Source organism: Arthrobacter antioxidans (assembly GCF_023100725.1).
Taxonomy (GTDB): Bacteria; Actinomycetota; Actinomycetes; order Actinomycetales; family Micrococcaceae; genus Arthrobacter_D; species Arthrobacter_D antioxidans.
Map to the genome: position 1 here is coordinate 1,109,048 of NZ_CP095501.1, position 25,118 is coordinate 1,134,165.

The 25,118-nt window shown below is 71.1% G+C and carries 21 protein-coding genes; 7 read left to right on the forward strand and 14 right to left on the reverse strand.

The annotated features are described in order from the left end of the window. Nucleotides 1-197 precede the first annotated feature (197 nt). The gene (locus tag MWM45_RS05080; protein WP_418909734.1) at nucleotides 198-1,517 is read left to right on the forward strand and encodes an aminotransferase class V-fold PLP-dependent enzyme; all 1,320 of its coding nucleotides are present in this window, start codon (nucleotides 198-200) and stop codon (nucleotides 1,515-1,517) included. Further along, nucleotides 1,514-1,966 carry a Fe-S cluster assembly sulfur transfer protein SufU gene (gene sufU / locus MWM45_RS05085; protein WP_043447210.1) on the forward strand — a complete coding sequence of 151 codons (453 nt, stop codon included), beginning with the start codon at nucleotides 1,514-1,516 and terminating at the stop codon, nucleotides 1,964-1,966. The genes MWM45_RS05080 and sufU overlap by 4 nt, the downstream gene beginning before the upstream one ends. 25 nt (nucleotides 1,967-1,991) lie before the next feature. Here sufU and MWM45_RS05090 read toward each other — a convergent pair whose 3' ends face one another. The 4 genes from MWM45_RS05090 to MWM45_RS05105 are packed head-to-tail and all read right to left on the reverse strand — an operon-like array spanning nucleotide 1,992 to nucleotide 5,840. Next, complete coding sequence (locus MWM45_RS05090) at nucleotides 1,992-3,659, reverse strand: sensor histidine kinase (RefSeq protein ID WP_247828515.1); 1,668 nt, start codon at nucleotides 3,657-3,659, stop codon at nucleotides 1,992-1,994. Nucleotides 3,660-3,668: 9 nt separating this feature from the next. Next, the gene (nhaA, locus tag MWM45_RS05095; RefSeq protein ID WP_247828516.1) at nucleotides 3,669-5,027 is read right to left on the reverse strand and encodes a Na+/H+ antiporter NhaA; all 1,359 of its coding nucleotides are present in this window, start codon (nucleotides 5,025-5,027) and stop codon (nucleotides 3,669-3,671) included. 38 nt (nucleotides 5,028-5,065) lie between these two features. Further along, nucleotides 5,066-5,287, reverse strand: a complete 222-nt coding sequence (locus MWM45_RS05100) for an SCO4848 family membrane protein (protein ID WP_043447218.1) — start codon at nucleotides 5,285-5,287, stop codon at nucleotides 5,066-5,068. Nucleotides 5,288-5,342: 55 nt separating this feature from the next. Beyond that, nucleotides 5,343-5,840, reverse strand: a complete 498-nt coding sequence (locus MWM45_RS05105) for a DUF2505 domain-containing protein (RefSeq protein WP_043447221.1) — start codon at nucleotides 5,838-5,840, stop codon at nucleotides 5,343-5,345. A gap of 238 nt (nucleotides 5,841-6,078) precedes the next feature. Between MWM45_RS05105 and mfd the strand changes: the two genes are divergently transcribed. Further along, entirely contained in the window at nucleotides 6,079-9,678 is a 3,600-nt protein-coding gene (mfd, locus tag MWM45_RS05110; protein WP_247828517.1) for a transcription-repair coupling factor, read from the forward strand. A gap of 26 nt (nucleotides 9,679-9,704) precedes the next feature. Here the strand turns inward: mfd and MWM45_RS05115 are convergent, their stop codons facing one another. From MWM45_RS05115 to MWM45_RS05135, 5 genes are all read right to left on the reverse strand, one after another. Beyond that, the gene (locus tag MWM45_RS05115) at nucleotides 9,705-10,175 is read right to left on the reverse strand and encodes a DUF6069 family protein (RefSeq protein WP_247828518.1); all 471 of its coding nucleotides are present in this window, start codon (nucleotides 10,173-10,175) and stop codon (nucleotides 9,705-9,707) included. Between the two features lie 199 nt (nucleotides 10,176-10,374). Next, on the reverse strand, nucleotides 10,375-10,662 hold the full coding sequence (locus tag MWM45_RS05120; RefSeq protein ID WP_247828519.1) for a hypothetical protein: 288 nt from the start codon (nucleotides 10,660-10,662) through the stop codon (nucleotides 10,375-10,377). Nucleotides 10,663-10,754: 92 nt separating this feature from the next. After that, entirely contained in the window at nucleotides 10,755-11,435 is a 681-nt protein-coding gene (gene deoC, locus MWM45_RS05125) for a deoxyribose-phosphate aldolase (RefSeq protein ID WP_336296692.1), read from the reverse strand. A 71-nt stretch (nucleotides 11,436-11,506) separates the two neighbouring features. Continuing rightward, nucleotides 11,507-13,240, reverse strand: coding sequence for a phospho-sugar mutase (locus MWM45_RS05130; protein WP_247828521.1), 1,734 nt, complete (start codon nucleotides 13,238-13,240; stop codon nucleotides 11,507-11,509). 78 nt (nucleotides 13,241-13,318) lie between these two features. Next, complete coding sequence (locus MWM45_RS05135; protein WP_247828522.1) at nucleotides 13,319-14,119, reverse strand: purine-nucleoside phosphorylase; 801 nt, start codon at nucleotides 14,117-14,119, stop codon at nucleotides 13,319-13,321. Between the two features lie 56 nt (nucleotides 14,120-14,175). On the opposite strand from MWM45_RS05135, the gene MWM45_RS05140 reads away from it, so the two are divergent. The 4 genes from MWM45_RS05140 (at nucleotide 14,176) to MWM45_RS05155 (ending at nucleotide 19,641) form a co-directional block, all read left to right on the forward strand. Beyond that, nucleotides 14,176-15,576, forward strand: coding sequence for an NAD(P)H-quinone dehydrogenase (locus MWM45_RS05140; protein WP_247828523.1), 1,401 nt, complete (start codon nucleotides 14,176-14,178; stop codon nucleotides 15,574-15,576). Nucleotides 15,577-15,733: 157 nt separating this feature from the next. Continuing rightward, nucleotides 15,734-17,146 (forward strand): MFS transporter, encoded by a 1,413-nt coding sequence (locus MWM45_RS05145; RefSeq protein ID WP_247828524.1) that lies wholly within the window; start codon nucleotides 15,734-15,736, stop codon nucleotides 17,144-17,146. A gap of 297 nt (nucleotides 17,147-17,443) precedes the next feature. After that, entirely contained in the window at nucleotides 17,444-18,844 is a 1,401-nt protein-coding gene (locus MWM45_RS05150; protein WP_247828525.1) for a serine/threonine-protein kinase, read from the forward strand. Beyond that, nucleotides 18,841-19,641 carry a hypothetical protein gene (locus MWM45_RS05155; protein ID WP_247828526.1) on the forward strand — a complete coding sequence of 267 codons (801 nt, stop codon included), beginning with the start codon at nucleotides 18,841-18,843 and terminating at the stop codon, nucleotides 19,639-19,641. The genes MWM45_RS05150 and MWM45_RS05155 overlap by 4 nt, the downstream gene beginning before the upstream one ends. A 19-nt stretch (nucleotides 19,642-19,660) precedes the next feature. Here the strand turns inward: MWM45_RS05155 and MWM45_RS05160 are convergent, their stop codons facing one another. The 5 genes from MWM45_RS05160 to MWM45_RS05180 all read right to left on the reverse strand — a co-directional run bounded on the left by MWM45_RS05160 (nucleotide 19,661) and on the right by MWM45_RS05180 (nucleotide 24,992). Further along, nucleotides 19,661-20,407 (reverse strand): GAF and ANTAR domain-containing protein, encoded by a 747-nt coding sequence (locus MWM45_RS05160; RefSeq protein ID WP_247828527.1) that lies wholly within the window; start codon nucleotides 20,405-20,407, stop codon nucleotides 19,661-19,663. 367 nt (nucleotides 20,408-20,774) lie between these two features. Then, a complete protein-coding gene (locus tag MWM45_RS05165) occupies nucleotides 20,775-21,707 on the reverse strand; it encodes an NADP-dependent oxidoreductase (protein WP_247828528.1) in 933 nt (310 codons plus the stop codon). 104 nt (nucleotides 21,708-21,811) lie between these two features. After that, nucleotides 21,812-23,653, reverse strand: a complete 1,842-nt coding sequence (locus MWM45_RS05170) for an acetyl/propionyl/methylcrotonyl-CoA carboxylase subunit alpha (protein WP_247828529.1) — start codon at nucleotides 23,651-23,653, stop codon at nucleotides 21,812-21,814. Nucleotides 23,654-23,761: 108 nt separating this feature from the next. Beyond that, nucleotides 23,762-24,394 carry a Maf family protein gene (locus MWM45_RS05175; RefSeq protein ID WP_247828530.1) on the reverse strand — a complete coding sequence of 211 codons (633 nt, stop codon included), beginning with the start codon at nucleotides 24,392-24,394 and terminating at the stop codon, nucleotides 23,762-23,764. A gap of 49 nt (nucleotides 24,395-24,443) precedes the next feature. Continuing rightward, on the reverse strand, nucleotides 24,444-24,992 hold the full coding sequence (locus MWM45_RS05180) for an AMIN-like domain-containing (lipo)protein (protein ID WP_247828531.1): 549 nt from the start codon (nucleotides 24,990-24,992) through the stop codon (nucleotides 24,444-24,446). Between the last annotated feature and the right edge of the window lie 126 nt (nucleotides 24,993-25,118).

A 25,118-nucleotide genomic window follows, 5' to 3' on the forward strand; every position in this document is an offset into this window, starting at 1 on the left:
GGGACGAACGCCGAAGGCACTTGAACCCAGGGTGTTCGACTACTTGTCGCTTCAACTGACGGCCACACCTCTCGGGCCCCTGCGCCGGGAACTTAGGTCCCACTGGGGTGCCCCGGGCCGCCCGGAGTGGCAGGATTACAGCAGAGAAGCCTTGCGTAATTGACGCGGGGCCCGCTGCCTGATCCGAGGAGTCCGAAGTGCCCGTGGTCGACACACCCGTCACGCTCACCCCGTCCGACGCCGGGCTGACCGACGCCGAGGTGCTCCGCATCCGCAACGACTTCCCGATCCTCGGCACCGAGGTCGGCGGCAAGCCGCTCATCTACCTCGACTCCGGCGCCACCTCCCAGAACCCGGTGAGCGTCATGGAGGCGGAGCAGGAATTCTACGAGCAGCGCAATGCCGCCGTGCACCGCGGGTCCCACTCGCTGGCCGTCGACGCCACCGACGCCTACGAGGACGCCCGCGCCGCCGTCGCCCGGTTCATCGGCGCACGCGCCGACGAACTGGTCTGGACCTCCAACGCCACCGAGGGCATCAACCTCGTGGCCTACGCGATGTCCAACGCGGGCCTCGGACGCGGGGGAGAGGCGTCACGCCGCTTCGCCCTCGGCCCCGGGGACCGGATCGTCGTCACGGAGATGGAGCACCACGCCAACCTGATCCCCTGGCAGGAACTCGCGGCCCGCACGGGGGCCGAGCTCCGCTTCGTCCCGATCGCCGACGACGGCACGCTGCGCCTCGAGGAGGCGGCCCGCGTCATCACGCCGGCCACGAAGCTCGTGGCCTTCTCCCACGCCTCGAACGTCCTCGGGACCATCAACCCGGTGGCCGACCTCGTGCGGCTCGCGCAGGGCGTCGGTGCGCTCACGCTGCTGGACGCCTGCCAGTCCGTGCCGCACCTGCCCGTGGACGTGAAGGCCCTGGACGTCGACTTCCTGGTGTTCTCCGGCCACAAGATGCTCGGGCCCACCGGCATCGGCGCGCTGTACGGGCGCAAGGAGCTGCTCGACGCCCTGCCGCCCTTCCTGACGGGCGGCTCGATGATCACCACCGTCACGATGGAGCGGGCCGAGTACCTGCCCTCCCCGAACCGCTTCGAGGCCGGCACCCAGCGCATCTCGCAGGCGATCGCCCTCGGCGCCGCCGCGAACTACCTCGCCGAGACCGGCATGCAGCGCATCGAGGCCTGGGAGGAGACACTCGGCGCGCGCCTCGTGCGGGGACTCGGCGCCATCGAGGGCATCCGCGTCCTCGGCCCGGACGCGGGCCGCCCCCGCATCGGGCTGGCCTCCTTCGACGTCGACGGGGTGCACGCCCACGACGTGGGGCAGTTCCTCGACGACAAGGGCATCGCGGTGCGCGTGGGCCACCACTGCGCGCAGCCGCTGCACCGCCGCCTCGGCCTCACAGCGACCACCCGCGCGAGCACCTACCTGTACACGACGACGGACGAGGTGGACGCCTTCCTGGACGCCGTCGCGCTGGTCCGTCCCTTCTTTGGAGCACACCGATGAGCACGGGCCTCGAACAGCTGTACCAGCAGATCATCCTCGACCATGCCAAGGCGCGGCACGGCTCGCCGCTGCGGGAGTACGACGGCGCGGGCCGCGTGGGCGAGTCCCACCAGCTCAACCCGGTGTGCGGAGACGAGATCACCCTGCGCGCGGGCGTGGCCGACGGCGCCGTGGCCTCCGTGAGCTGGGACGGCGCAGGGTGCGCCATCTCCATGGCCTCGGCCTCCGTGCTCACCGACCTGGTGCAGGGACTGCCGCGGGACGAGGCGATAGGCCTGGTGGACAGCTTCCGCGAGGTCATGCGCTCGCGCGGCAGGATCGAGGCGGACGAGGAGGTGCTCGGTGACGCCGCCGCGTTCTCCGGCGTCTCGCGCTTCCCGGCCCGGGTGAAGTGCGCCATGCTCGCGTGGGTGGCCCTCGAGGAGTCCCTGCTCGCGGCCAACGCCTGACGGGGGACCCCGTCCAGGGGTCCCGTCAGCGCGTCGGCTGGGGGAGGAGCATGCTGAAGCAGGTCCCCACGCCCGGCTCGCTCGTCACGGTGATGGACCCGCCGTGCTCGCTGACGATGCTCTTGGTGATCAGCAGGCCCAGCCCCACCCCCTGCACGGTCGAGGAGCGGACCGACGAGGACCTGAAGAACCGGTCGAAGACCTGGTGCAGTTCCTCGGCCTCGATGCCGATCCCGGTGTCCTCCACCCGGACGGTCAGGCCGTCCCCGCCGAGGGCGGCGTCGAGCGTGATGCTGCCGCCGCGCCGGTTGTACTTGACCGCATTGCTGAGCAGGTTGTCCACGGCCTGCGCGAGCCGCAGCGGGTCGGCCACGGCAGGCAGGCCCGCCGGTGCGCGGTTCTCGAGGCGGATCCCCGCGCGCGTGGCCCGGAGCAGGCTCGAGGACGCCGCCTCCGTCAGGATCCGGCCCACGTCGGTGGGCACGGGATGCACCTCGAACGTGCCCGCGTTGATCGCCAGCAGGTCCTCGACCAGCCGTTCCAGGCGCAGGGCGTTGCGCCGCGCCACCTGGAGGAAGCCGGCCACGCCGTCCGGCAGGCTCTCGCCCCGCTCGAGGCTGAGCTCGAGGTAGCCCAGGATCGACGTCAGGGGGGTCCGGAACTCGTGGGAGACGTTGGAGAGGAAATCGTCCTTGGCGTGCAGGGCCTGCAGCAGTGCGGTGACGTCGTTGAAGGACACGACGGTCCCGGCGAACCCGCCGTCGTCGTCGTGCATGGACCGCGAGGAGATGCTGAGGGCACGCTGGGACCGTCCGGTCCCCACCCACACCTGTTCGCCGTCGAGGTCCTCGCCGCCGATCGCGCGGAGCACGGGGCGCCGCTCCGGCGGGATGGGCGTGACCCTGTCCTCGCCGAAGATCAGCAGCTCGGCCTCGTTGGGATCGTCGTTGCCCGGTGGCGCCGCGGCGGCGTGGCCCTCGCGCTGCCGGGCGTTCATGAGGATGTCGTCGCCGTGGGCGTCGACCGCGAGCACCCCCACGCTCACGGTGTCCAGGACGGTCCCGAGCAGCCGCTCGCGCGCCCGGCCGGCCTCCACGCTCTCCCGCAGGGCTGCCTGTGACGCGCTGAGGGCTTCCTGCCTCCGCCGGTCGGCCTTCGTCAGTTCGCTGACGAACCAGGCCAGGCCGGTGAGCATGATCGGGAGCAGGATCGGGTCGATCAGGGTGTCGACGGTCACGGGCCCGGGCTGGGCGACGAGCGGGAACCAGATGATCGCCAGGGCGGCGACGACGGTGATGGCGACGGTCGCGGCCGTCCGCACACGGGACGCGGCGATCCAGACCACGGGGAACGCCGCCAGCAGGCCGACGCCGGAGAGGGCGTCGCCCGCGGCCGCCCGGGCAAGGCCGATGGCCACGAAGTCCGCGAGCGGCACCAGGATGACCCAGCGGCTGGAGATCCTGGACCACGGCAGGGTGCAGCACAGCGCCAGGACCACGAGGTTCAGGGCCCACCCGGCGAGGAAGACCGCCGTCGAGTCGAGGGCCCCGCGCTGGGCGAGGCCCAGTCCCACCGCGAGGGTGAAGGTGATGGTCAGGGCGAGTTCGCTGAGGACGATGCGGCGGCGCCGATGCCGGGACCGTCGTGCCCCGCGGTGGTCCTCCCGTTCCCGCGGCCGGCCGGTGTCCGTCATGGACCGATCCTAGTTGCCGCGGTCCTCGAACACGTCCGGGATGCCGTCGGCGTCGGAGTCCACCTTCTCCTCCGCGTCGATCCGCCGGTAGTGCTTGTTGCGGGCGCGCAGCACCACGCTCGCGAGGAGCGCCGCCAGCACGGAGGCGGCGAGGATGGCCACCTTCGCGTGGTCGTCGTGTTCGCTGCCCGCGCCGAAGCTGAGATCGTTCACCAGCAGCGAGACGGTGAAGCCCACGCCGGCGAGGATGCCGACGCCCAGCAGGTCCCACCAGCTCAGCCCGGGATCGAGGTTGGCGCGCGTCATCTTCGTGACGACGAACGTGGTCAGCAGGACGCCGATGGGCTTGCCGAGGACGAGGCCGAGCACGATCCCGATGAACACCGGATCGGTGACCGCCGACGCGAACCCGGCGACGCCGCCGATCGCCACGCCCGCCGAGAAGAAGGCGAAGACCGGGACGGCGAAACCGGTGGAGAGCGGACGGAAGCGGTGTTCCAGGACCTCGGCCAGGCCGGGCCTGTCCGAGGTCGGCAGCGTGGCCTTCCCGTCGGTCTTGTGCAGCACGGGGACGCAGAAGCCGAGCAGCACGCCCGCGACCGTCGCATGGACGCCGGAGGCATGCATGAGGGCCCAGGTGGCGATGCCGAGGGGCAGGAGGATCAGCCACGGGCCGCGCGTGGTGGTGCCGAAGAACTTGGGCAGGCGCTGGGCGAGCAGCGCGAACAGCCCGAGCGGCAGGAGCATCCACAGCAGGTAGACGAAGCTGACGTCCTCCGAGTAGAAGAACGCGATGATCGCGATCGCGATGAGGTCGTCGACCACCGCGAGGGTCAGCAGGAAGATGCGCAGGGCCCCGGGCAGGTGTGAGCTGATCACCGCGAGGACGGCCAGAGCGAAGGCGATGTCCGTCGCGGTGGGGATGGCCCAGCCGCGCAGGGTGTCCGGGGAGGACAGGTTGACGGCCGCGTAGATGAGCGCGGGCACGACGACGCCGCCGAAGGCCGCGGCCACGGGGACGATCGCCCGGCTGATCCGCCGGAGGTCGCCGGCCACGAACTCGCGCTTGAGCTCGAGTCCCGTGAGGAAGAAGAACACCGCCAGGAGGCCGTCCGACGCCCACTGGCCGACGGAGAGCTTCAGGTGCCACGGCTCGTAGCCGAACTCGAAGTCGCGGATGGCGAAGTAGGAGTCGGAGAACGGGGAGTTGGCCCAGATGATCGCCAGGGTCGCGGCGATCAGCAGCAGGATGCCGCCCACGGTCTCCTTGCGGAGGATCTCCGAGATGCGCAGGTACTCGGGGTAGCTGGAGCGCTGCAGGATCACCGGGTGGGAGCCGGCCGGCTTCCGGGACTCGTCGTGGGCCATGAGGTCTCCTGGGTGGGGCGGGTGACGGCGGGGGATCGCTAGGCGACGAGGGCGCGGACGCCGATGACGGCGGTCGCGGCGCCGAGGATCATCGACGTGGAGATGAGCATCAGGTGCACGGTGAGGAACCGGGTGGCGGCACCCTTCTCGTCACGGGCGCGCGGGTCCTTGAGGACCCTGCGCAGGAACGGCGGCCAGACGACGAGCGTCCAGACGCCGGCGAGGATCAGGATGAGGGAGAGGGGCGTGGGGAGTTCCATGGCGTGCGCGGATCCTTCGGGTCGACGGAGAGGTGGCGGGGTGGCGTGGCCCCGGTCAGCGGCTCTCGAGCCACTTCCGGGCCTCGACGGCCTGGACGTTCAGCGCCTTGCCGATCATCGGCTCGGCGGCGCCGGCGATCTTGCCCCCGAGGAACGGGATGGACGAGGTGACGTTGCCCTGCAGGTCGACGACGGTGTCGGTGCCCTGGGTGATCAGGCGCTGGACGGCGGCGACGTTCAGCGGGACGCCCGCGACCGTCATCTCGAGCTTCGCCTCGCGGGAGCCGTCCGCGGACGGCGCGCCCCACTGCTCCGTCTGCGTGACGGAGAGGGTCTCCCCGACGAACTTCCGCGCCATGTCGGGCAGCCGGTCGGTGGGCATGGTGCGGACGGCCGTCAGGGTGAAGGGACCGGAGGTGTCGCCGTCGACCGTGAGGGACTCGAGGGTGCCGCCCACGTACTCGCTCATGTGGCGGACGAAGCCCTCGTCCGTGAAGACGCCGAGCACCGTCCGGGTGTCGTAGGGGAGCGTGGTGGACGCGTTCAATGCCATGGTTCCTCCGAAGGATGCACAGGTGGGTGCCGCGTGGCGGCGGGGTCAGGGGTCTCCCGCAATCCTACGGCCTGGCCTTCCCCGGTGTGCTGCCGATGACACGCCACGGGGAGCGTCGGTGCGGCTTGGTAGTGTGGAATCGTCCCCGGGAACGCGTCATGTTTTCGGGCTTTCGTGCTGTCGTCACCCCGTTCTCCACCCGTTGTTCTTCACCCCGTTGCCCGAGGAGTCCCACCAGATGAGCCTGAACGGATTGCGCGCAGCTCTTGCCGAGGATGCGTCCTACGTGCGCGTGCGGACCAACGCATCACGCCCGGTCGAGGAGCGCAGCGCCGACCTGCAGATCGGCGCACCCGCCGGGATGCGCGCGCCCCTGATCGCCGAGATGGTCGACGGCCTCGACGCCGTCCCGGCCTCGGACGACGCGGGCAGCGCCGTACCGGTGGTCCTGGCGATCACCGCGACGGGGCGCGAGGCGGAGGATCTGGCGGCCGCGCTGCGCAGCTACCTGCCGGAGAGCGCCATCGAGGAGTTCCCCAGCTGGGAGACCCTGCCCCACGAGCGGCTGTCCCCGCGCTCCGACACCGTGGGCCGGCGCCTGTCCGTGCTGCGCCGGCTGGCCCACCCGGAGGGGAGCCCCGTCCGGGTCATCACGGTGCCCATCCGCGCCGTCGTGCAGCCGCTCGTCGCGGGTCTCGGCGACCTCGAACCGGTGTCCCTGAAGGTCGGCGACGAGGTCGCCTTCTCCGACGTCGTCCGTGCCCTCTCCGACGCCGCGTACGCGCGCGTGGACATGGTCACGCACCGCGGGGAGTTCGCCGTCCGCGGCGGCATCATCGACGTCTTCCCGCCCACCGAGGACCACCCGGTCCGCGTGGACTTCTTCGGCGACGAGGTGGACCAGATGCGCTGGTTCGCCGTCGCCGACCAGCGCTCCCTCACCACGGGTGAGCCGCCGACCGCCCTGTACGCGCCGCCGTGCCGGGAGATCCTCATCACCCCGTCCGTGATGTCCCGGGCCGCGAAGCTGCAGTCCGAGCTGCCGGCCGCCGCGTCCATGCTGGAGAAGATCGCCGGCGGGATCGCCGTCGAGGGCATGGAATCGCTCGCCCCCGTGCTCGTGGACGCGATGGTGCCGTTCATGGGCGAGCTGCCGGCCGGCTCGATCGCCGTCGTCCTCGAACCGGAGAAGGTCCGCACCCGCGCGCACGATCTCGCGGCCACGAACGAGGAGTTCCTCGCGGCCGCCTGGTCCACGGCGTCCGACGGCGGCGCCGCACCGCTGGACCTCGGCGGCGCCCTGGGCACCGACCTGCAGGAGGCGAGCTTCCGGTCCCTCGCCGACACGCGGGCCACGGCGCTCGCCCACGCGGTCGCCTGGTGGGGCATCACGTCCTTCGGGGCGGACGAGGAGCTGACCGACGTCGACAGCTTCACCCTGCACGCCCGCGAGCCGCGTGGCTACCAGGGCGATGTCGCCGAGATGATGGACTTCATCGGCGGGCGGGTCCGCGACCAGTGGCGCGTCGTCGTCGCCACGGAGGGCCCCGGCCCGGCGGAGCGCCTCGCGGAGCTCTTCCACGACAACGACATCCCGACGAGCCGCGTCGACTCCCTCGACGCCGCACCGCAGCCGGGCATCATCGGGATCACCACGGCATGCGCCGGCCGCGGCTTCGTGGTGGACGGGCTCAAGCTGGGACTGCTCACCGAGGCCGATCTCCTCGGCCGTACGAGCGCCTCGGGGACGCGCGACATGCGGAAGATGCCCTCGCGGCGCCGCAACGCCGTCGACCCCCTGCAGCTCAAGGAAGGCGACTTCGTGGTGCACGAGCAGCACGGCGTCGCGAAGTTCGTCGAACTGCTGCAGCGCTCCACCGGGGCCGGGCCCACCCGGACCACGCGCGAGTACCTCGTGCTCGAGTACGCGCCGTCCAAGCGCGGTGCCCCCGGGGACCGCCTGTTCGTGCCCACGGACCAGCTGGACCAGGTGACGCGCTACGTGGGCGGGGACGCCCCGGCGCTGAGCAAGATGGGCGGCTCCGACTGGAGCAAGACCAAGAACCAGGCCCGCAAGGCCGTCAAGGAGATCGCCGGCGAGCTCATCCGCCTCTACTCCGCCCGCATGGCGTCCAAGGGCTACGCCTTCGGACCGGACACGCCGTGGCAGCGCGAACTCGAGGAGGCGTTCCCCTACGTCGAGACGCCCGACCAGCTGACCACCATCAACGAGGTCAAGGCGGACATGGAGCGCGAGGTCCCCATGGACCGGCTGGTCTCCGGCGACGTGGGCTACGGCAAGACGGAGATCGCCGTCCGCGCAGCGTTCAAGGCCGTGCAGGACGGCAAGCAGGTGGCCGTGCTCGTGCCCACCACGCTCCTGGTCCAGCAGCACTTCGAGACGTTCTCGGAGCGTTTCTCCGGCTTCCCCGTCCGTGTCCGCGCGCTGTCCCGGTTCCAGACGGCCAAGGAGTCGCGCGAGACCGCGGCGGGCCTCACCTCGGGCGCGGTCGACGTCGTCATCGGCACGCACCGCCTGCTGTCGAAGGAGATCGCGTTCAAGGACCTCGGGCTCGTGATCGTGGACGAGGAGCAGCGCTTCGGCGTGGAACACAAGGAGGCGCTGAAGAAGATGCGCACCAACGTGGACGTCTTGGCGATGAGCGCCACCCCCATCCCGCGGACGCTCGAGATGTCCCTGACCGGCATCCGCGAGACCTCCACGCTCGCCACGCCCCCGGAGGAACGCCACCCGGTCCTCACCTACGTGGGCCCCTACACCCACAAGCAGGCCTCCGCCGCGATCCGGCGCGAACTGATGCGCGAGGGCCAGGTGTTCTTCGTGCACAACCGTGTGTCCTCGATCGACCGCACGGCCGCGCAGCTCAGGGAGCTCGTGCCCGAGGCGCGCATCGCCGTCGCGCACGGCCAGATGACGGAGTCCCGCCTCGAGCAGATCATCGTGGACTTCTGGGAGAAGCGGTTCGACGTCCTCGTCTGCACCACGATCATCGAGACGGGCCTGGACATCTCCAACGCCAACACGCTGATCGTGGACCGCGCCGACTCCTACGGGCTGTCCCAGCTGCACCAGCTCCGCGGACGCGTGGGCCGTGGGCGGGAGCGGGCCTACGCGTACTTCCTGTACCCGTCGGAGAAGCCGCTCGGCGAGGTGGCCCTCGAGCGCCTCAAGGCCGTGGCGTCCCACAACGAACTGGGCGCCGGCATGCAGCTGGCCATGAAGGACCTCGAGATCCGCGGCGCCGGCAACATGCTGGGCGGCGAGCAGTCCGGGCACATCCAGGGCGTGGGGTTCGACCTCTACATCCGGCTGGTCGGCGAGGCCGTCGCGAACTTCCGCGGCGAGGCCGAGGAGAAGGCGGCGGAGATGAAGATCGAGCTGCCGATCAACGCGCACCTGCCGCACGACTACGTGCCGGGGGAGCGGCTGCGCCTCGAGGCCTACCGCAAGCTGGCCTCCGCCATCACGGACGAGGCGATCGACGCCGTCGTCGCCGAACTCAAGGACCGCTACGGGGAGCCGCCCGCGGCCGTGGAGAACCTCATCTCCGTGGCACGCTTCCGGGTGTCCGCCCGGGCCCTCGGGCTCACGGACGTGGCGCTGCAGGGCAACTTCATCAAGTTCGCCCCGGCCGAGCTGCCGGAGTCCAAGCAGATGCGCCTGCTGCGGATGTACCCGGGCGCCGCCGTGAAGCCCGCGCTCAACGCGGTGCTGGTCCCGAAGCCGAAGACCGCGAGGATCGGCGGCCGGGACCTCGTGGACGCCGAGATCCTGGACTGGGCGAGGAACGTGCTCGACTCCGTGTTCACCCCGTAGGCGACGGGCCCGGGTCCCGCCAGGAGTCAGCGGCGCGGACCGCTCTTCCGGTGGTCCGTCCTGGCCGCTGCCGTCGGCGCGTTGTGCTGTGGGAGGCGCAGCGCGCGGAGGGCCAGCACGGTCACCGGCACGAGGGTCACATGGCACAGCGCCAGCGCGACTGTGCTCGGCCCGTCGAAGTCGGCGGGGATCGTCAGGGCGACGATCGTGCCGAGCTCGACGATCGGGGCGACGATCAGCGCGACCGTCACCACCCCCGGCCACCAGCGGCGCGTCACGGCGACGACGGTGAGGCCGAGCGTCAGCGGGATGATCGTGAAGGCGGCCACGACGGCGGCGTTGACGGTCGCGGGCCCCGCCGGTGACGTGAACGCGTAGGTCCCCCCTGCGAGTGCCCCGATGAAGAAGATGACCAGGTTCACGACGACGGCCGCAGCGACGGCCAGGGCGATGACCCTGACGACCGCAGGATCGGCGGTATCTGTTGTTCCGGTCATGCGTCCGTTCCCTTCTCGAGCGCCCCGGAGGTGTTCCGGAGCGTGGAGCAGGCATCGGGACCGTCCAGTCGGCGTTCCCACGCCGATCCATGCCCTCCACTGTGGACCGATCGCGGGGCGGGATCAAGGGGGGCGGAAACGAGAGAGGCCGCCCCATCGGGGCGGCCTTTCTCGTCGACGGCGCGGATCTGCGCGGTCGTTACGAGCTGACGCTCGCCGAGGTTTCCTTCTCGTCCGTCCGGTTGCCCTCGGCGAGGTTGTAACCGGTGTCGGAGCGGCCCAGGATGCCCTGCGGGATGAAGAATGCGAGGAACGAGATGACCACGATGGCCGCCATCGGCCAGACGGTGTCGAGGGTCAGCCAGTTGAGCAGGTAGATGCCCAGCAGGAAGGCGCCGAAGATGACCACGAACACCACGACGTTCTCGACGAGGTGGCCTTCGCCGGCGTGGGAGGGCTGCTTCGCGCCGGTGGGTTCGTGTGACATGGGGTCTCCTTGACTGCGTTCGTGCGTGCCGGGTCTACTGCTGGGTCTGCTGGTGGATCTGCTGCTCGGGCCGCGGGCGGGGCTCCTGGTGGTCAGTAGCCTGCCGCGCCCTGTTCACCCTTAACGATAGCGACTCCGGAGCTCGCCCCGATACGCGTGGCCCCCGCGTCGATCATCGCGCGTGCGTCCTCGAGGGACCGCACCCCGCCCGAGGCCTTCACGCCGAGGTCCGGACCCACGGTCTTCCGCATGAGGGCGACGTCCTCGACGGTGGCGCCGCCGCCGTTGAAGCCGGTGGACGTCTTGACGAAGTCCGCGCCCGCCTCGACGGCCGCCTCGCAGGCGAGGACCTTCTGCTCGTCCGTGAGCAGGGAGGTCTCGATGATGACCTTGAGGATGGCGCCGTGCTCGTGGACGGCATCGGCGACGGCGAGGATGTCCCGGACGAGGAGTGCGCGGTCCCCGGCGCGCGCGGCCGCGATGTCGACGACCATGTCGATCTCGTCGGCGCCGTCGGCCACCGCGCCCTGGGCCTCGAAGACCTTGACCTCGGTGGTGGTGGCGCCGAGGGGGAACCCGATGACGGAGCAGGTGAGGACACCGGTGTCCTTCACCGCCGTGCGCACGGTGCTGACCCAGACGGGGTTCACGCAGACGGACTTGAACGAGTACTCGACCGCCTCGCGGCAGACCGTGAGGATCTGCTCACGGCTGGCCTCGGGCTTCAGGAGGGTGTGGTCGATGTAGGAGGCGAGGGATACGTCGTTAGGCATGCTCCCCATCTTTCCATGTCGGTGCCCCTCGTGCCCCCGTGCCCGCCGTGCCCGCCGTCGAGAGGGCAGTGTCAGAGGCCGAGGGCCCCGGCGACGTCGCGCTTGACCGCCTCGAGGCGCACGCGGGCGGACTCCTTCGCCTCATCGAGCCCGGCGGCGGACCCGACCGGCTCCACCACCTCGAGGTAGCACTTCAGTTTCGGCTCCGTGCCGCTGGGCCGGATGATGATCCGCGTCCGGTCCTGCGTGAGGTAGCGGAGCCCGTCGGTGGGCGGGAGGTGCGCGGAGCCCTCCGCGAGGTCCTCGGCGACGGCCACGGGGGAGCCGGCGAAGGACGACGGCGGGGTCTCCCGGAGCCGGCCCATCATGGCGCCGAGCAGGTCGAGGCTGTCCACGCGGACCGAGAGCTGGTCCGCGGCGTGCAGGCCGTGCACCAGGAAGGCGTCGTCGAGCAGGTCGAAGAGGGTGCGGCCTGCGGCCTTCGTCGCGGCGGCGAGTTCGGCGAGCAGCAGACCGGCGGAGATGCCGTCCTTGTCCCGCACCAGCTCCGGGGCCACGCAGTAGCCGAGGGCCTCCTCGTACCCGAAGGAGAGGTCGTGGACGCGGGCGATCCACTTGAAGCCGGTCAGCGTCTGCTCGTGGTCGATACCCGAGGCCGCGGCGATCCTGCCGAGCAGGCGGGAGGAGACGATCGAGTTCGCGAAGACCGCGGTCCGCGGGGCGGCGGCAGCCTCGGAGACGGAGCTGCCCGTCGCGAGGCGGGCCGCGAGGTGCAGGCCGAGCAGTGTGCCCACCTCGTCGCCGCGCAGCATGCGCCACGCGCCGGTGGAGGGTTCGCGGGCCGCGAGGGCCACGCGGTCGGCGTCGGGGTCGTTGGCGATCACGAGGTCCGCGCCGACCTGCGCCGCGGTCTCGAGGGCGAGGTCCAGGGCACCGGGTTCCTCCGGATTGGGGAACGCGACGGTGGGGAAGTCGGGGTCCGGTTCGGCCTGGCGTGCGACGACGGTGACGTCGTCGAACCCGGCGGCCGCCAGCACCGCCTGCGCGGTCCGTCCGCCCACCCCGTGCAGGGGCGTCAGGACGATCTTCAGGTCGCGGTCCGTCAGGTGGGGGTCGGCGAGGGCCGCGACGGAGGCCACGTAGTCGGTCTCGATGGCCTCCGGCAGGACCGTCCAGCCGGACGCCGCGAGCGGGATGTCCCGGACGGCGTCGATGTGGGCGGCGATCCCGGCGTCGTGCGGGGCCACGATCTGGACGCCGCGGGCGTCCTCCTCGACGGCGCGCCCGCCGAGGTAGACCTTGTACCCGTTGTCCTGCGGCGGGTTGTGGCTCGCGGTGACCATGATGCCCACCTCGCACGCGAGGGCGCGGATGGCGTAGGCGAGTACCGGCGTCGGCAGTTCGCGGGGCATGAGGAACGTCTGGATCCCGGCGGCGGTGAGGATGGCCGCGGTCTCCTCGGCGAAGATGCGGGAGTTGTGCCGGGCATCGAACCCGACGACGGCGCGCGGTGCGTAGGCGCCGGCCGCGAGGTCCAGCGCGTGGGCGGCGACCCCCGCGGCGGCCCGGCGGACCACCACGCGGTTCATGCGGTTGGGGCCCGCCCCGAGGGCTGCGCGCAGCCCTGCCGTGCCGAACAGGAGCGGACCCGAGAAGCTGTCCTGCAGCTCCAGCTCCGCGGCGGTGTCACCGGAGCGCACCTGCCCGGCCAGGGTCCTGAGCTCCTCCGCCGTCCGTGGATCCGGGTCGGTGGCCGCCCAGGCGTCGGCGGCGGCGAGGAGGGTGTCCAGGGCGGAGGTGGTCATGCGGGTCCCTTACGTGGGTGGGCGGCGGGGGAGCGGCGCCGATGCCGCCGTGGACGGCGGCGCCGGGCCGGGGTGCGGCTAGAGCGTGGCGACGATGTCGGCGAGCAGGCGGGAGATGCGCGGTCCCGCCGCCTGGCCGGTCTCGAGGACCTCGGTGTGGCTGAGCGGGACGGGGCTGATCCCGGCCGCGAGGTTCGTCACGAGTGACAGGCCGAAGACCTCCATGCCGGCGTGCCGGGCCGCGATGGCCTCGAGTGCCGTGGACATGCCCACGAGGTCGGCGCCGATGCGCCTGGCGTACTGGACCTCGGCAGGCGTCTCGTAGTGGGGTCCCGTGAACTGCGCGTACACGCCCTCCTCGAGCGTGGGGTCCACGCGGCGGGCGAGTTCGCGCAGGCGCGGGGAGTAGAGGTCCGTGAGGTCCACGAACGTGGCGCCCTCGAGCGGCGAGGACGCCGTGAGGTTGATGTGGTCGCTGATCAGCACGGGGGTGCCGGGCTGCCAGTGCTCCCGCAGGCCGCCGCACCCGTTGGTGAGGATCATCGTCGTCGCGCCCGTCGCGGCCGCGGTGCGGACGCCGTGCACCACGGCCCGCACGCCCTTGCCCTCGTAGAAGTGGGTGCGGGCCCCCAGGACCAGCGCGCGCTTACCCGCGGGCGTGAGGACGGAGCGGATGGTGCCGGTGTGGCCGACGACGGCGGGGGCCGAGAAGCCGGGGATGTCCGCGGCGTCGAGGGTGTGCGTGGTCTCGCCGATGAGCTCGGCGGCCTCCCCCCAGCCGGAGCCGAGGACGAGTGCGGTGTCATGCCGGTCGATGCCGGTGGCGCGGGCGATGTGGCCGGCAGCGTCGCGGGCCAGGTCAAAGGGATCAGAAGTCACCGCTACAACCTACCCTCTATTTCCCGCGCGTCAGTGGCATGCGCGATGATGGGTCGGTGACCAACCAACTCGATTTCAGTTCATTACGCCTGGCGATCCTGGGCGGGGGACCCGGCGGCTACGAAGCGGCGCTGGTCGCGGCGTCGCTCGGTGCGAAGGTGACCATCGTGGAGCGCCAGGGCCTCGGCGGGTCGGCGGTCCTCACGGACGTCGTGCCGTCCAAGACCCTCATCGCGACGGCAGACACCATGACGCGCTTCACGGACGCGAGCGGGCTCGGGGTCCGGTTCTCCGAGGACAGCAAGGTCTATGCGGACCTGGACAAGGTCAACCAGCGCCTCCTGAAGCTCGCCGTCGAGCAGTCCTCCGACATCCGCGCCACCCTGGAACGCCTCGGCGTACAAGTCATCATCGGCACGGGCAAGCTGCTCGACAACCACCGCCTCGAGGTCCGGTCCGGGGGAGAGACGAGCATCGTCGAGGCCGACGCCGTGCTCCTCGCGGTCGGCGCCACGCCGCGCGAGCTGCCGAGCGCCATGCCCGACGGCGAACGCATCTTCAACTGGACGCAGCTCTACAACCTCCGGGAGATCCCGGACCACCTGATCGTCGTCGGCTCGGGCGTCACCGGGGCGGAGTTCGCCAGCGCCTACAACGGGCTGGGCTCCAAGGTCACCCTGGTCTCCAGCCGCGACCGCGTGCTGCCGGGCGAGGACGCCGACGCCGCCGAGGTCCTCGAGGGCGTGTTCAAGGACCGCGGCATGACCGTCCTGTCGAAGTCCCGCGCCGAGGCGGTGGACCGCACGGACGGCGGCGTCGTCGTGCGCCTGGCGGACGGCCGGACCGTGGAGGGCAGCCACTGCCTCGTCGCGGTCGGCGCCGTCCCCAACACCGTCGGGATCGGCCTCGAGGACGCCGGGGTCGCTGTCAGCGAGTCCGGGCACATCACGGTGGACGGCGTCTCCCGCACCACCGCGCCCAACGTGTATGCCGCCGGCGACTGCACCGGCGTCTTCGCGCTCGCCTCGGTGGCGGCGATGCAGGGGCGGATCGCCATCGCCCACCTCATGGGCGATTCCGTGAGCCCCATCAAGCTCAAGCAGGTCGCCTCGAACATCTTCACCTCCCCGGAGATCGCCACCGTCGGCGTGACGGAGGAGGACATCGAGTCCGGGCGGTACCAGGGGGACATCGTCAAGCTCTCCCTGCACACCAACGCGCGGGCCAAGATGATGAACGTCAAAGACGGTTTCGTGAAGGTGATCTCCCGCAAGGGCTCCGGCACGGTGATCGGGGGAGTCGTGGTCGGCCCCCGTGCGTCCGAGCTCATCTTCCCGCTGGCGCTCGCGGTGACGAAGAAGCTGCACGTGGACGACGTCGCCAACACGTTCACCGTGTATCCGTCGCTGACCGGCTCCATCTCCGAGGCGGCACGCCGCCTGCACGTGCACATCTGAGCCCGGCACCGGGTTCCCGGTGTCCAGATGCTGGACAGGCTTATCCACCTGATGGACGCCGGTGGTCAGATATTGGCATTCATCTGTTGCACGGACGCCGTGCTGCGGTGGCCTCGGGCCCCCGCGGCGGCGCCTCGTTTCAAGAAAGCCGACGCCAATGACCTCCCCTACGTCCGCCAGTGCCGGCGGAACCACCAAGCCGTTGAACTCCCGGGGCAGGGTGATCTTCGCCAGCCTCATCGGAACAACGGTCGAGTTCTACGACTTCTACATCTATGCCACGGCCGCCGTGCTGGTGTTCCCGGCCCTGTTCTTCCCGAACCAGACCTCCGCGAACCAGCTGCTCAGCTCCTTCGCCGTGTTCGGCGTCGCGTTCGTCGCCCGGCCGCTCGGGTCCATCGTCTTCGGCCACTTCGGCGACAAGATCGGGCGCAAGGCCACCCTCGTGGCCTCGCTGCTCACGATGGGCATCGCGACCTTCCTGATCGGCCTGCTGCCGGCGGCGACGAACGACGGCTGGGTGTTCCTGGCCCCGCTGCTGCTCGTGGTGCTGCGCTTCCTCCAGGGCCTTGCGCTCGGTGGCGAGTGGAGCGGCGCGGCCCTGCTGGCCACCGAGAACGCCCCCGAGGGCAAGCGGGCCATCTACGGGACGTTCCCCCAGCTCGGTGCTCCGATCGGCTTCATCCTGGCCAACCTGCTGTTCGTCCTGCTGAGCACCGTCCTCACCCCGGAGGAGTTCCTCAGCTGGGGCTGGCGCGTGCCGTTCCTGCTGAGCGCGGTCATGGTGATCATCGGCCTCTACGTGCGGCTCAAGCTCATCGAGAGTGCGTCCTTCCAGAAGGTCCAGAACGAGGGCAAGGTGGTGAAGGTGCCGCTCGGCACCACCTTCCGCCTGCACTGGCGCAGCCTGATCCTCGGTACGTTCATCATGTTCGCGACCTACGTGCTCTTCTACTTCATGACCGCCTTCACCCTGACCTACGGGACCGCGCCGTCGAGCGAGGAGCAGGCGCGGGCCAACGCCGAGGCGGCGGGCCGCGTGTTCACCGACGCGGATGCCGCGGCATTCGTGCCCGGCCTGGGCATGGCGCGCACCGACTTCCTCTGGATGCTGATCCTCGGCGTCGTGTTCTTCGGCATCTTCACGCTCGTGTCCGGTCCGCTGGCCGAGCGTTTCGGCCGGCGCAAGATGCTCCTCGGGACCACCGCGGGCATCGCCGTCTTCGGGCTCCTGTGGGCTCCCCTGTTCGGCGCGGGGACCGTGGGCGCCATGGCGCTGCTGATCATCGGCTTCATCCTCATGGGACTCACCTTCGGCCCCATGGCCGCGGTGCTGCCCGAGCTCTTCCCCGCCAACGTCCGCTACACGGGCTCGGCGGTGGCCTACAACGTGTCGAGCATGATCGGCGCCGCACCTGCCTCCTTCATCGCCGTGGCACTGTGGCAGGCCGCGGGCGGAAGCACCGTGCTGGTGGGCGCCTACCTGAGCGTGGCCGCCGTCGCCACCTTCATCGCGCTCTGGATCTCGCAGGAGACCCGGGATCGCGACTACGAGAACAACGTCGCCTGATCGGCTCCTAGCCCAACGACGGCGCCGCACCCGCCCGGGGGCGGCGCCGTCGTCGTTCCCGGGTGGTGTCCGCACTGATTCCGCGGCGTCGTGCACGGCATTGCCGCGTCCCGGGCCGGAGTCGCGGCATCTCGTGGCGCGACACGCATCCCCGGTGCCCGACCGCGTGCACGACGACACCGCTTCCCCCCGGATCGCGCCCGCCCCGTACACTGGATGGAAAGTCGGCTTACCAAATTCCCGGACGTACGCCGATCGTGTGCGCCCGGAAGCCGCGCAGCGGGGTAGTGGAAGCAGGTGGCATTGGAGAAGCAGGCACTGGCAGGGCGGTACGCCCTGGGGGAGCGCGTCGGCACCGGCGGGATGGCGGATGTCTTCTCGGCCCGGGACACACGGCTCGAGCGGGACGTGGCCGTCAAACTCTTCCGGCCAGGCATCTCCGACGGCATCGAACGGGGGTCCGCGGAGGCCCGGATGCTCGCCGGGCTCGACCACCCCGGCCTGGTCCGCGTCCTGGACATGGACAGCGGCGACGACACCGGGGACAACGCCTATCTGGTCATGGAACTCGTCGACGGACCGGACCTGGGCGTGCTGCTGCGCTCCGGCGGCCCGCTCGGGAGGGAGGACGTCCGCCTCCTGGCGCTCGATCTGGCCCGGACGCTCCAGTACATCCACGGGCGCGGGATCGTGCACCGCGACCTGAAGCCCTCGAACGTCCTGACCCGGCAGGCGGATGCCGACAGCGGCGTCTTCCGCTTCCTGCTCACCGACTTCGGGATCGCCCGGTTCTTCGACGGCAGCCGGATGACCGCCACGGGGCAGGTGATCGGCAGCGCCGCCTACTTCAGCCCCGAACAGACACGGGGCGACGGCGTGGGCCAGCCCTCTGACATGTACTCCCTCGGGCTCGTGCTGATCGAGGCCCTGGCGGGGGAGCGCGCCTTTCCCGGAACCGGCGTCGAGAGCGCCCTGGCGCGCCTGCACCGCAGCCCGTCCATCCCGCATGCTGCCGGCCCCGCACTGTCGGCGCTCCTGGTGTCCATGACGCTCGACGACCCGGCCGACCGGCCCGACGCCGCCCGCGTGGTCCGGGCCCTGACGGCCATGGGCCCGCAGCACGACGGCGGGAACGCGACCACGGTCATGCTGCCTGCGGGAGTGTCACGGACGACGACGATGCCTTCGGGCGGCGGCGGCGCTCCGCGAACCGACGCTCCGCGCACGGCCGCCATGGGTGCGCCGCCGTCGGACACGGCGATGGGTGTGCCGACCTCGGACACCGCGGCGCTCGGTAGCGTGACGTCGCCTCCGGCGGCAGCCGCCCCGATGGCCGGTACGGCCACATCCCACACAGCGGCAGCCGCCCCGATGGTCGAGCCTGCTGCTCCCGCTGTCGCATCGTCCGGGACGCGGCGCGTGACGGCGACTGTTGCCCGTCCGGAGAGCCCTGGTCCGGCCTCGCCGCGCCGGCAGCCCACCGGTACCCGGACGTCCACGGCCCGCCCCTCCGGACGCCGTCGGCATGTGCTCCCGTGGCTGGTCACGCTGCTCGTCATCGGGCTTCTGGCAGGCGCCCTGTGGGCCTTCACCACCACGACCGCCCCCGATGCGGGATCCGAGGTCGAACCCCTGCCGGCAGTGCCCGGCGAGACAGGCGAGAAATTGCAGGAACTCTACGACAGCGTGCAGCCATGACGGCCCTCCGCAGGCAGGTGCTGCCCCTCCTGATCGGCTCGACGATGCTCCTCACGGGTTGTGGCAACGAGGCGATCGACGCCGGCGCGGCCGGGGACCTCCAGGCCGAGGTCCGTGCCATCGCCACGACGGCCGCCGCGGGTGACCTCGACGGCGCCATCGTCCAGGCCGAGCGGTTGAAGAACGACGTGGACGGTGCCCGGACCGACGGCACCGTCACCGAGGAGCGCGCTGCGCTGATCGGTACGCGCATCGACGCCCTGATCGCCTCGCTCGATGCGGGGCAGCCGGCGTCGGACGGGGCGTCGGACGCGCCGGCCGACGAACCCGCGGATCCTTCAGCGCCGGTGGTGCCCGACGGTGTTCCCGCGCAGCCCGCGCCCGTCGATGCACCGCCGGTGCAGCCCGCGCCTGTCGATGCACCGCCGGTGCAGCCCGCGCCTGTGGACGCACCGCCGGTGCAGCCCGCTCCCGCGCCGGTGCCCGACGGCACGGTCCCCGACGGCTCGGACCCTGACGACGACGTCACAGGCGACGGAGACGGAGACGGAGGCAGCAACGGCGGAGACGGCGACGGTGACAGCGACGTCGGACACGGCGACGATGCGGGCGGCGACGGTGACGGTGACGGCGGCGAGGACGCCGCCGGCCAGGGCGCGGGCGGGAACAGCGGCGGCAAGGCTGCCGAGAAAGCCGCCGAGCAGCAGCGCAAGGCCGAGGAGAAGGCGCGGGAAGCCGCCGAGCGCGGGGAGAAGAGCCCGCCCGGGAACGGCGGGAGGGGGAACGAGGACGGCTAGTGGTCCCGGAGCGCGCGCCTCAGTGTGCGGTGTCCCTGTCGGGGAGTTCGCCGCTGTTGATGAGATAGTCGGCGACGCTCCAGAGTTTCAGGTGGGTGCGCTGGCTGGCCATGGACAGCACGATGAACGCCTGGGCTCCGGTGATCCTGTGGCGTTCCATGAGGATGCCCTTGGCCTGGCCGATGGCGTCCCTGGAATCGATGGCCTCGTGGAGCTGCCGGGTCTTCTCCGCCTCGGCGAACGCCACGGCGGCGTGGGAGGCGACGAGCAGGCCCACGTTCTCCGACTCGTCCGTGAAGGCGTCGGCCTTGTACGAGTAGAGGTTCAGGGCGCCGAGGTCGTCGCCCTGGACCCACAGCTGGATGGAGAGCATCCCCTTGGCGCCGGCCTCGGTGGCGCGCTGGGCGAAGAGCGGCCACCGCTGCTCGTGCGCCATGTCCGGGACCCGCACCGTGCGGTGCTCGTACGCGGCTTCCATGCAGGGGCCCTCGCCGGTCTCCATCTGCAGCGCGTCGATGCGCACGGGCAGGTCCCCGGAGCAGGCGCGGGCTCCGATGTTCCTCCGCCCGAGGACGAGGCTCACGGAGCCTTCGTCGACCCCCGGGATCAGTTCGATGGCCGCGTGGACGAACCCGCTCAGGATCGCGTCCGAGTCCGGTTCCTGCTGCAGCCCGCGGGCCAGCTCCGCCAGGTCCGTGGCGAGATCACGTTCCCGCAGATTGCCGCCGTACTCTGACGAGGGCATTCCCCTCAGCTGCTCGCTCATGACCCACGCGCCTCAGCAGTCGCACGAAGCGTACGGGCGGCCGTGTCCTCGCGGTAGGGCTCGTCGTGGTGTGCGTGTGGCATGGGACTCCCCTGGTGGAACGGCAATAGCGGTTCTCTGCCAGGGTCCGGGGCGAGACCCCAAGCGTGCTCGCTCAGTCGGGAGAAGTCAATAACGGATGAACACCTCAAGGAGGCCGAGACCGAATTGCTCCCTTCGGTTCCGACGATCGGCTCACCCGTCCGATCGGTGGTGGTGGTGTCATCGCCTTCGATATCGGTCGTCTCCGCCCAGCCACGCGATGATCGTGCTCGCGCACGACCACCGCGTGGGGGTCAGGAGGGCCGGCGCTCCCGGCCCGAGCGACCTAGAAGGTCAGTACCAGGCGACCGCGGACGCCGCCCGCCTCGAGGCGACGGTGTGCTTCGGGGGCGTCCTCGGCGGGCAGGGTGTCCGCCACCCGCGCCGTGAGGATGCCGTCCTCCACTGCCTGCCGCAGGCCGTCGAGCTTCGCGGCGGAGAGATACTCGTCGAACACCCACACCGCTTCGAAACGGATGCCGCGGGTGGGCCGGTCGCCCTGCCAGCCCCGGACCGAGACGAAGACCCCCTGATCGCGCAGCGCTGGTACGACGTCGTCGTGCAGGAGCGCTGTGTCAGCGACGGCGTCGACGCCGTCCGGGAAGATCTCCCGGATGCGATCCGCGAGGTCGGCGCCCCGCTCGAGGACGTGGTCGGCTCCGAGACCCTCCACCAGGGGACGATCCTTCGGTGCTGCGTCCGTGATCACGACCAGGCCCTGCTGCTTGGCGAGCTGGATCGTGTAGTTGCCCAGCGTCCCGGCGCCACCGGTGACGGCGATGACCTGCCCGGGCTGCAGGGCGGCGAGTTCGAGGATCTGCACGGCCGTCAGGCCGTTCATGGGAAGAGTGGCGGCTTCTTCGAGCGTGGAGTTCACGGGGATCCGGGCGATCGAGTCGTCCGGCGCCACGAGGTATTCCACGTAGGCGCCGCCGTGGCTGCCCAGGGGCAGCGCGATCGCCATGACCTCGTCACCGACCGACCACGTGCTGCCCTCGCCCACTTCGTCGATGACACCGGCGGCGTCCATCCCGGGCATGTACGGCGGCTCGGACTGGCTCATGTCGTAGGCGCCCGTGCGCACGTTCGTGTCGGTCGGGCTGACAGCGGCAGCCCTGACCCTGATGCGTACTTCCTTCTGACCGGGATGTGGTTCGGGAAGATCCTGAACGGTCAGGACCTCGGGGCCGCCGAACTCTGTGACTCCGATTGCTTTCATGACGAACCAACTCCGTAGCATTTTGTGGCTTATGGAAACTACCGACGGTTCCAGAACGGAGATCAGCGCCGAGTCATTCCATGACAGGACGGCCGGTCGTACAGCTAGTCGCGGATGGTGGCGAGGACGGACCCGGCGGACACGGTGTCGCCGGGCTTCGCAGCCAGGCCGGACAGCGTGCCCGACTTGTGCGCCGTGAGCGGCTGCTCCATCTTCATGGCCTCGAGCACCATGATGAGATCGCCCTCGGCCACCGTGTCGCCGTCGGACACCGCGACCTTCACGATGGTGCCCTGCATGGGAGAGGTCAGTTCGTCGCCGCTGACGGCCGTCTTGCCGGCCCGGGCACGCGCGGACTTCTTGGACTTCGCCGGTGCGGCCGGCTTGCCGTTCGACGTCGTACCGAACCCTGCGGGCAGCACCACGTCGAGGCGGCGCCCGCCCACCTCCACGGTGACGCGCTGGCGGGCGTCGTCGTCCGCGGCGGGCTCCACGGACCCCTTCCACGGCTCGATGGTGTTGGCGAACTCCGTCTCGATCCAGCGCGTGTGCACCGAGAACGGGCCGTCGGCCGGGGCGAACGCGGGGTCCTCGACGACGGCGGCGTGGAACGGGAGCACGGTCGGCATGCCCTCCACGACCATCTCCCTGAGGGCCCGGCGCGCGCGCTGCAGGGCCTGGTCGCGGGTGGCGCCGCTGACGATCAGCTTGGCGAGCATGGAGTCGAAGTTGCCACCGATCACCTCACCGGCCTCGACGCCGGAGTCCACGCGGATGCCCGGCCCGGTGGGGAGGGTGAGGGTCTGCACGGTGCCGGGGGCGGGCATGAAGCCGCGGCCGGCGTCCTCCCCGTTGATGCGGAACTCGAACGCGTGGCCGCGGACCTCGGGGTCCCCGTACCCCAGCTTCTCGCCGCGGGCGATGCGGAACTGCTCGCGCACGAGGTCGAGGCCGGTGACCTCCTCGGAGACGGGATGCTCCACCTGGAGCCGCGTGTTCACCTCGAGGAAGGAGATGGTGCCGTCCTGGCCCACGAGGAACTCGCAGGTGCCCGCACCCTGGTACGAGGCCTCGCGCAGGATGGCCTTGGAGGCCTCGTAGAGCTGGGTGTTCTGCCCGGCGGTGAGGAAGGGGGCGGGTGCTTCCTCAACGAGCTTCTGGTTGCGGCGCTGCAGCGAGCAGTCGCGCGTGGAGACCACGACGACGTTCCCGTGGGCGTCCGCGAGGCACTGGGTCTCGACATGGCGCGGGGCGTCGAGGAAGCGCTCCACGAAACACTCACCGCGACCGAAGGCCGCCGTCGCCTCGCGCACCGCGGAGTCGAACAGCTCGGGGATCTCCTCGTGGCTGCGGACCACCTTGATGCCGCGCCCGCCGCCGCCGAACGCCGCCTTGATCGCGATCGGCAGCCCGAACTCGGCGGCGAAGTCGATGACCTCCTGCACCGATTCCACCGGGTCCCTGGTGCCCGGGACCAGCGGCGCGCCGACGCGCTGCGCGATGTGCCGTGCCTGGACCTTGTCGCCGAGCTGAGCGATCGAGTGGGGGGAAGGGCCGATCCAGGTGATGCCGGCGTCGAGGACCCGCTGCGCGAACTCGGCGTTCTCCGACAGGAAGCCGTAGCCGGGGTGGATGGCGTCGGCGCCGCTGCGCTCCGCGGCCTCCAGGATGCGGTCCATCACCAGGTAGGACTCCGCGGCGGTCTCCCCGCCGAGGGCGAACGCCTCGTCGGCCATGCGGACGTGCAGGGCGTCACGGTCCGGTTCCGCGTACACCGCGACGGACGCGATCCCCTCGTCACGGGCGGCGCGGATGACCCGGACGGCGATCTCGCCCCGATTGGCGACCAGGACCTTCGTCACCGGGCGGTACTCCGCGGAACCTGGGTCGGCGCCGTGGGCGCTCGCGGGGGTGGACGCGGACGGGCTGAGGGGGGACTGGCTCATGGGGGGTGGGGCTCCTTCTTCTCTCGTGGGAGCCTAGCCCGGTTTGGTGGCTTCCGCCCATGGATCGTGCCGAACGGGAGTGTTGTGCGGCGATCCTTTGTAGGGAACCTACAAGGCGGCCGCGGGCGCCCAGAGATCCGTCACGGAGACGCCGGCCGCGTGCAGGAGGGCGCGGAGCGTGGAGATGCTGAGCCCGACGACGGCGTGCGGATCGCCGTCGACGCGCTCGATGAAGGCACCGCCGAGGCCGTCGATGGTGAAGGATCCGGCGCAGTGCAGGGGCTCGCCGCTGGCCACGTACGCGTGGACCTCGGCGTCGGACATCGCGCCGAAGTGGACGGTCGCCGAGGAGACCGCCCCGAGGGTGGCGCCGGATCCGCCGGCCCGCGTGTCCACGAGCCAGTGGCCCGTGTGCAGGACGCCGGAGCGGCCGCGCATGCGGCTGATGCGTTCGATCGCCACCGCGGGTTCGTAGGGCTTGCCGTGCGCCTCGCCGTCGAACTCGAACACGGAGTCGCACCCGAGGACGAGGGCGTCGTCCGCCTCGTCCAGCGCCGCGACGGCCTCGGCCTTGGCGCGCCCCAGCAGCAGCGAGGTGTCGTGCGCGTCGAGGTCGCCGTAGGAGGCGACGACGGCGGGCTCGTCCACGGAGGAGACGAGCACCGAGTGCCGGATACCCGCCTCGTCGAGGAGTCGGGTGCGGGCAGGGGACTTCGACGCGAGGATCAGGCGGAGGGTCATGCACCAAGCCTAGGTGCCCCCGCGCCCGGGGGCGCGACCGCCGGGATCCTCACCAGCGGTGCGCGACGTCGATCACCACCCTCGATCCGGCGCCGGGTCCCGGCACCACGAAGACCCGCATGGGAAGGCGTGCCCGCACCCCGAGCCCGAAGCTCGTATATCCCTCGTGGCTCCCGCCGTACGCGACCTGGCGGAACGTGGTGTAGCCCGCGACGTCCACGACCCGCCGGGGGTCCACGGGCTGGTAGACGGCCTGCCCGGCCTGGTTGTAAGCCGGAGCGTTCACCGTCACGGACAGGCGCGCGCCGCCGCGGAGGGGGATCGTCTCACCGGACCCGATGCCGGTGAAGGCGCCGACGTACCGGACGGTATACCCGGCCGTACGCCTCCGCACATCGACGACCAGCCGGTCGAAGCAGGCGTGCCGGCCCGCACGGACGTCCGTGATGGGAGCCGGACGGAGTGTGGAGGTGGCGACCTTCGCCGTCGAGCCCCATGTGATGCCGCAGTATGCGGCGGATGCCGGAGGCCCACCTGCGAGGCCGAGGCCTGCAGTGAGGGCGAGGGCGGCGAGTGTGGCGGAGAGCTTCCCCGTCATGCGCGATTTCTTCATGGCGCACCACCTGGTCGTGCTGGATAGGGAGGACAATCGTCCTCCCGTGTGCGGCGAAAAGCGCCGCCATGGCCCGGAACGGCGCCGAATCGTTAGCCGGATGCAGGACGG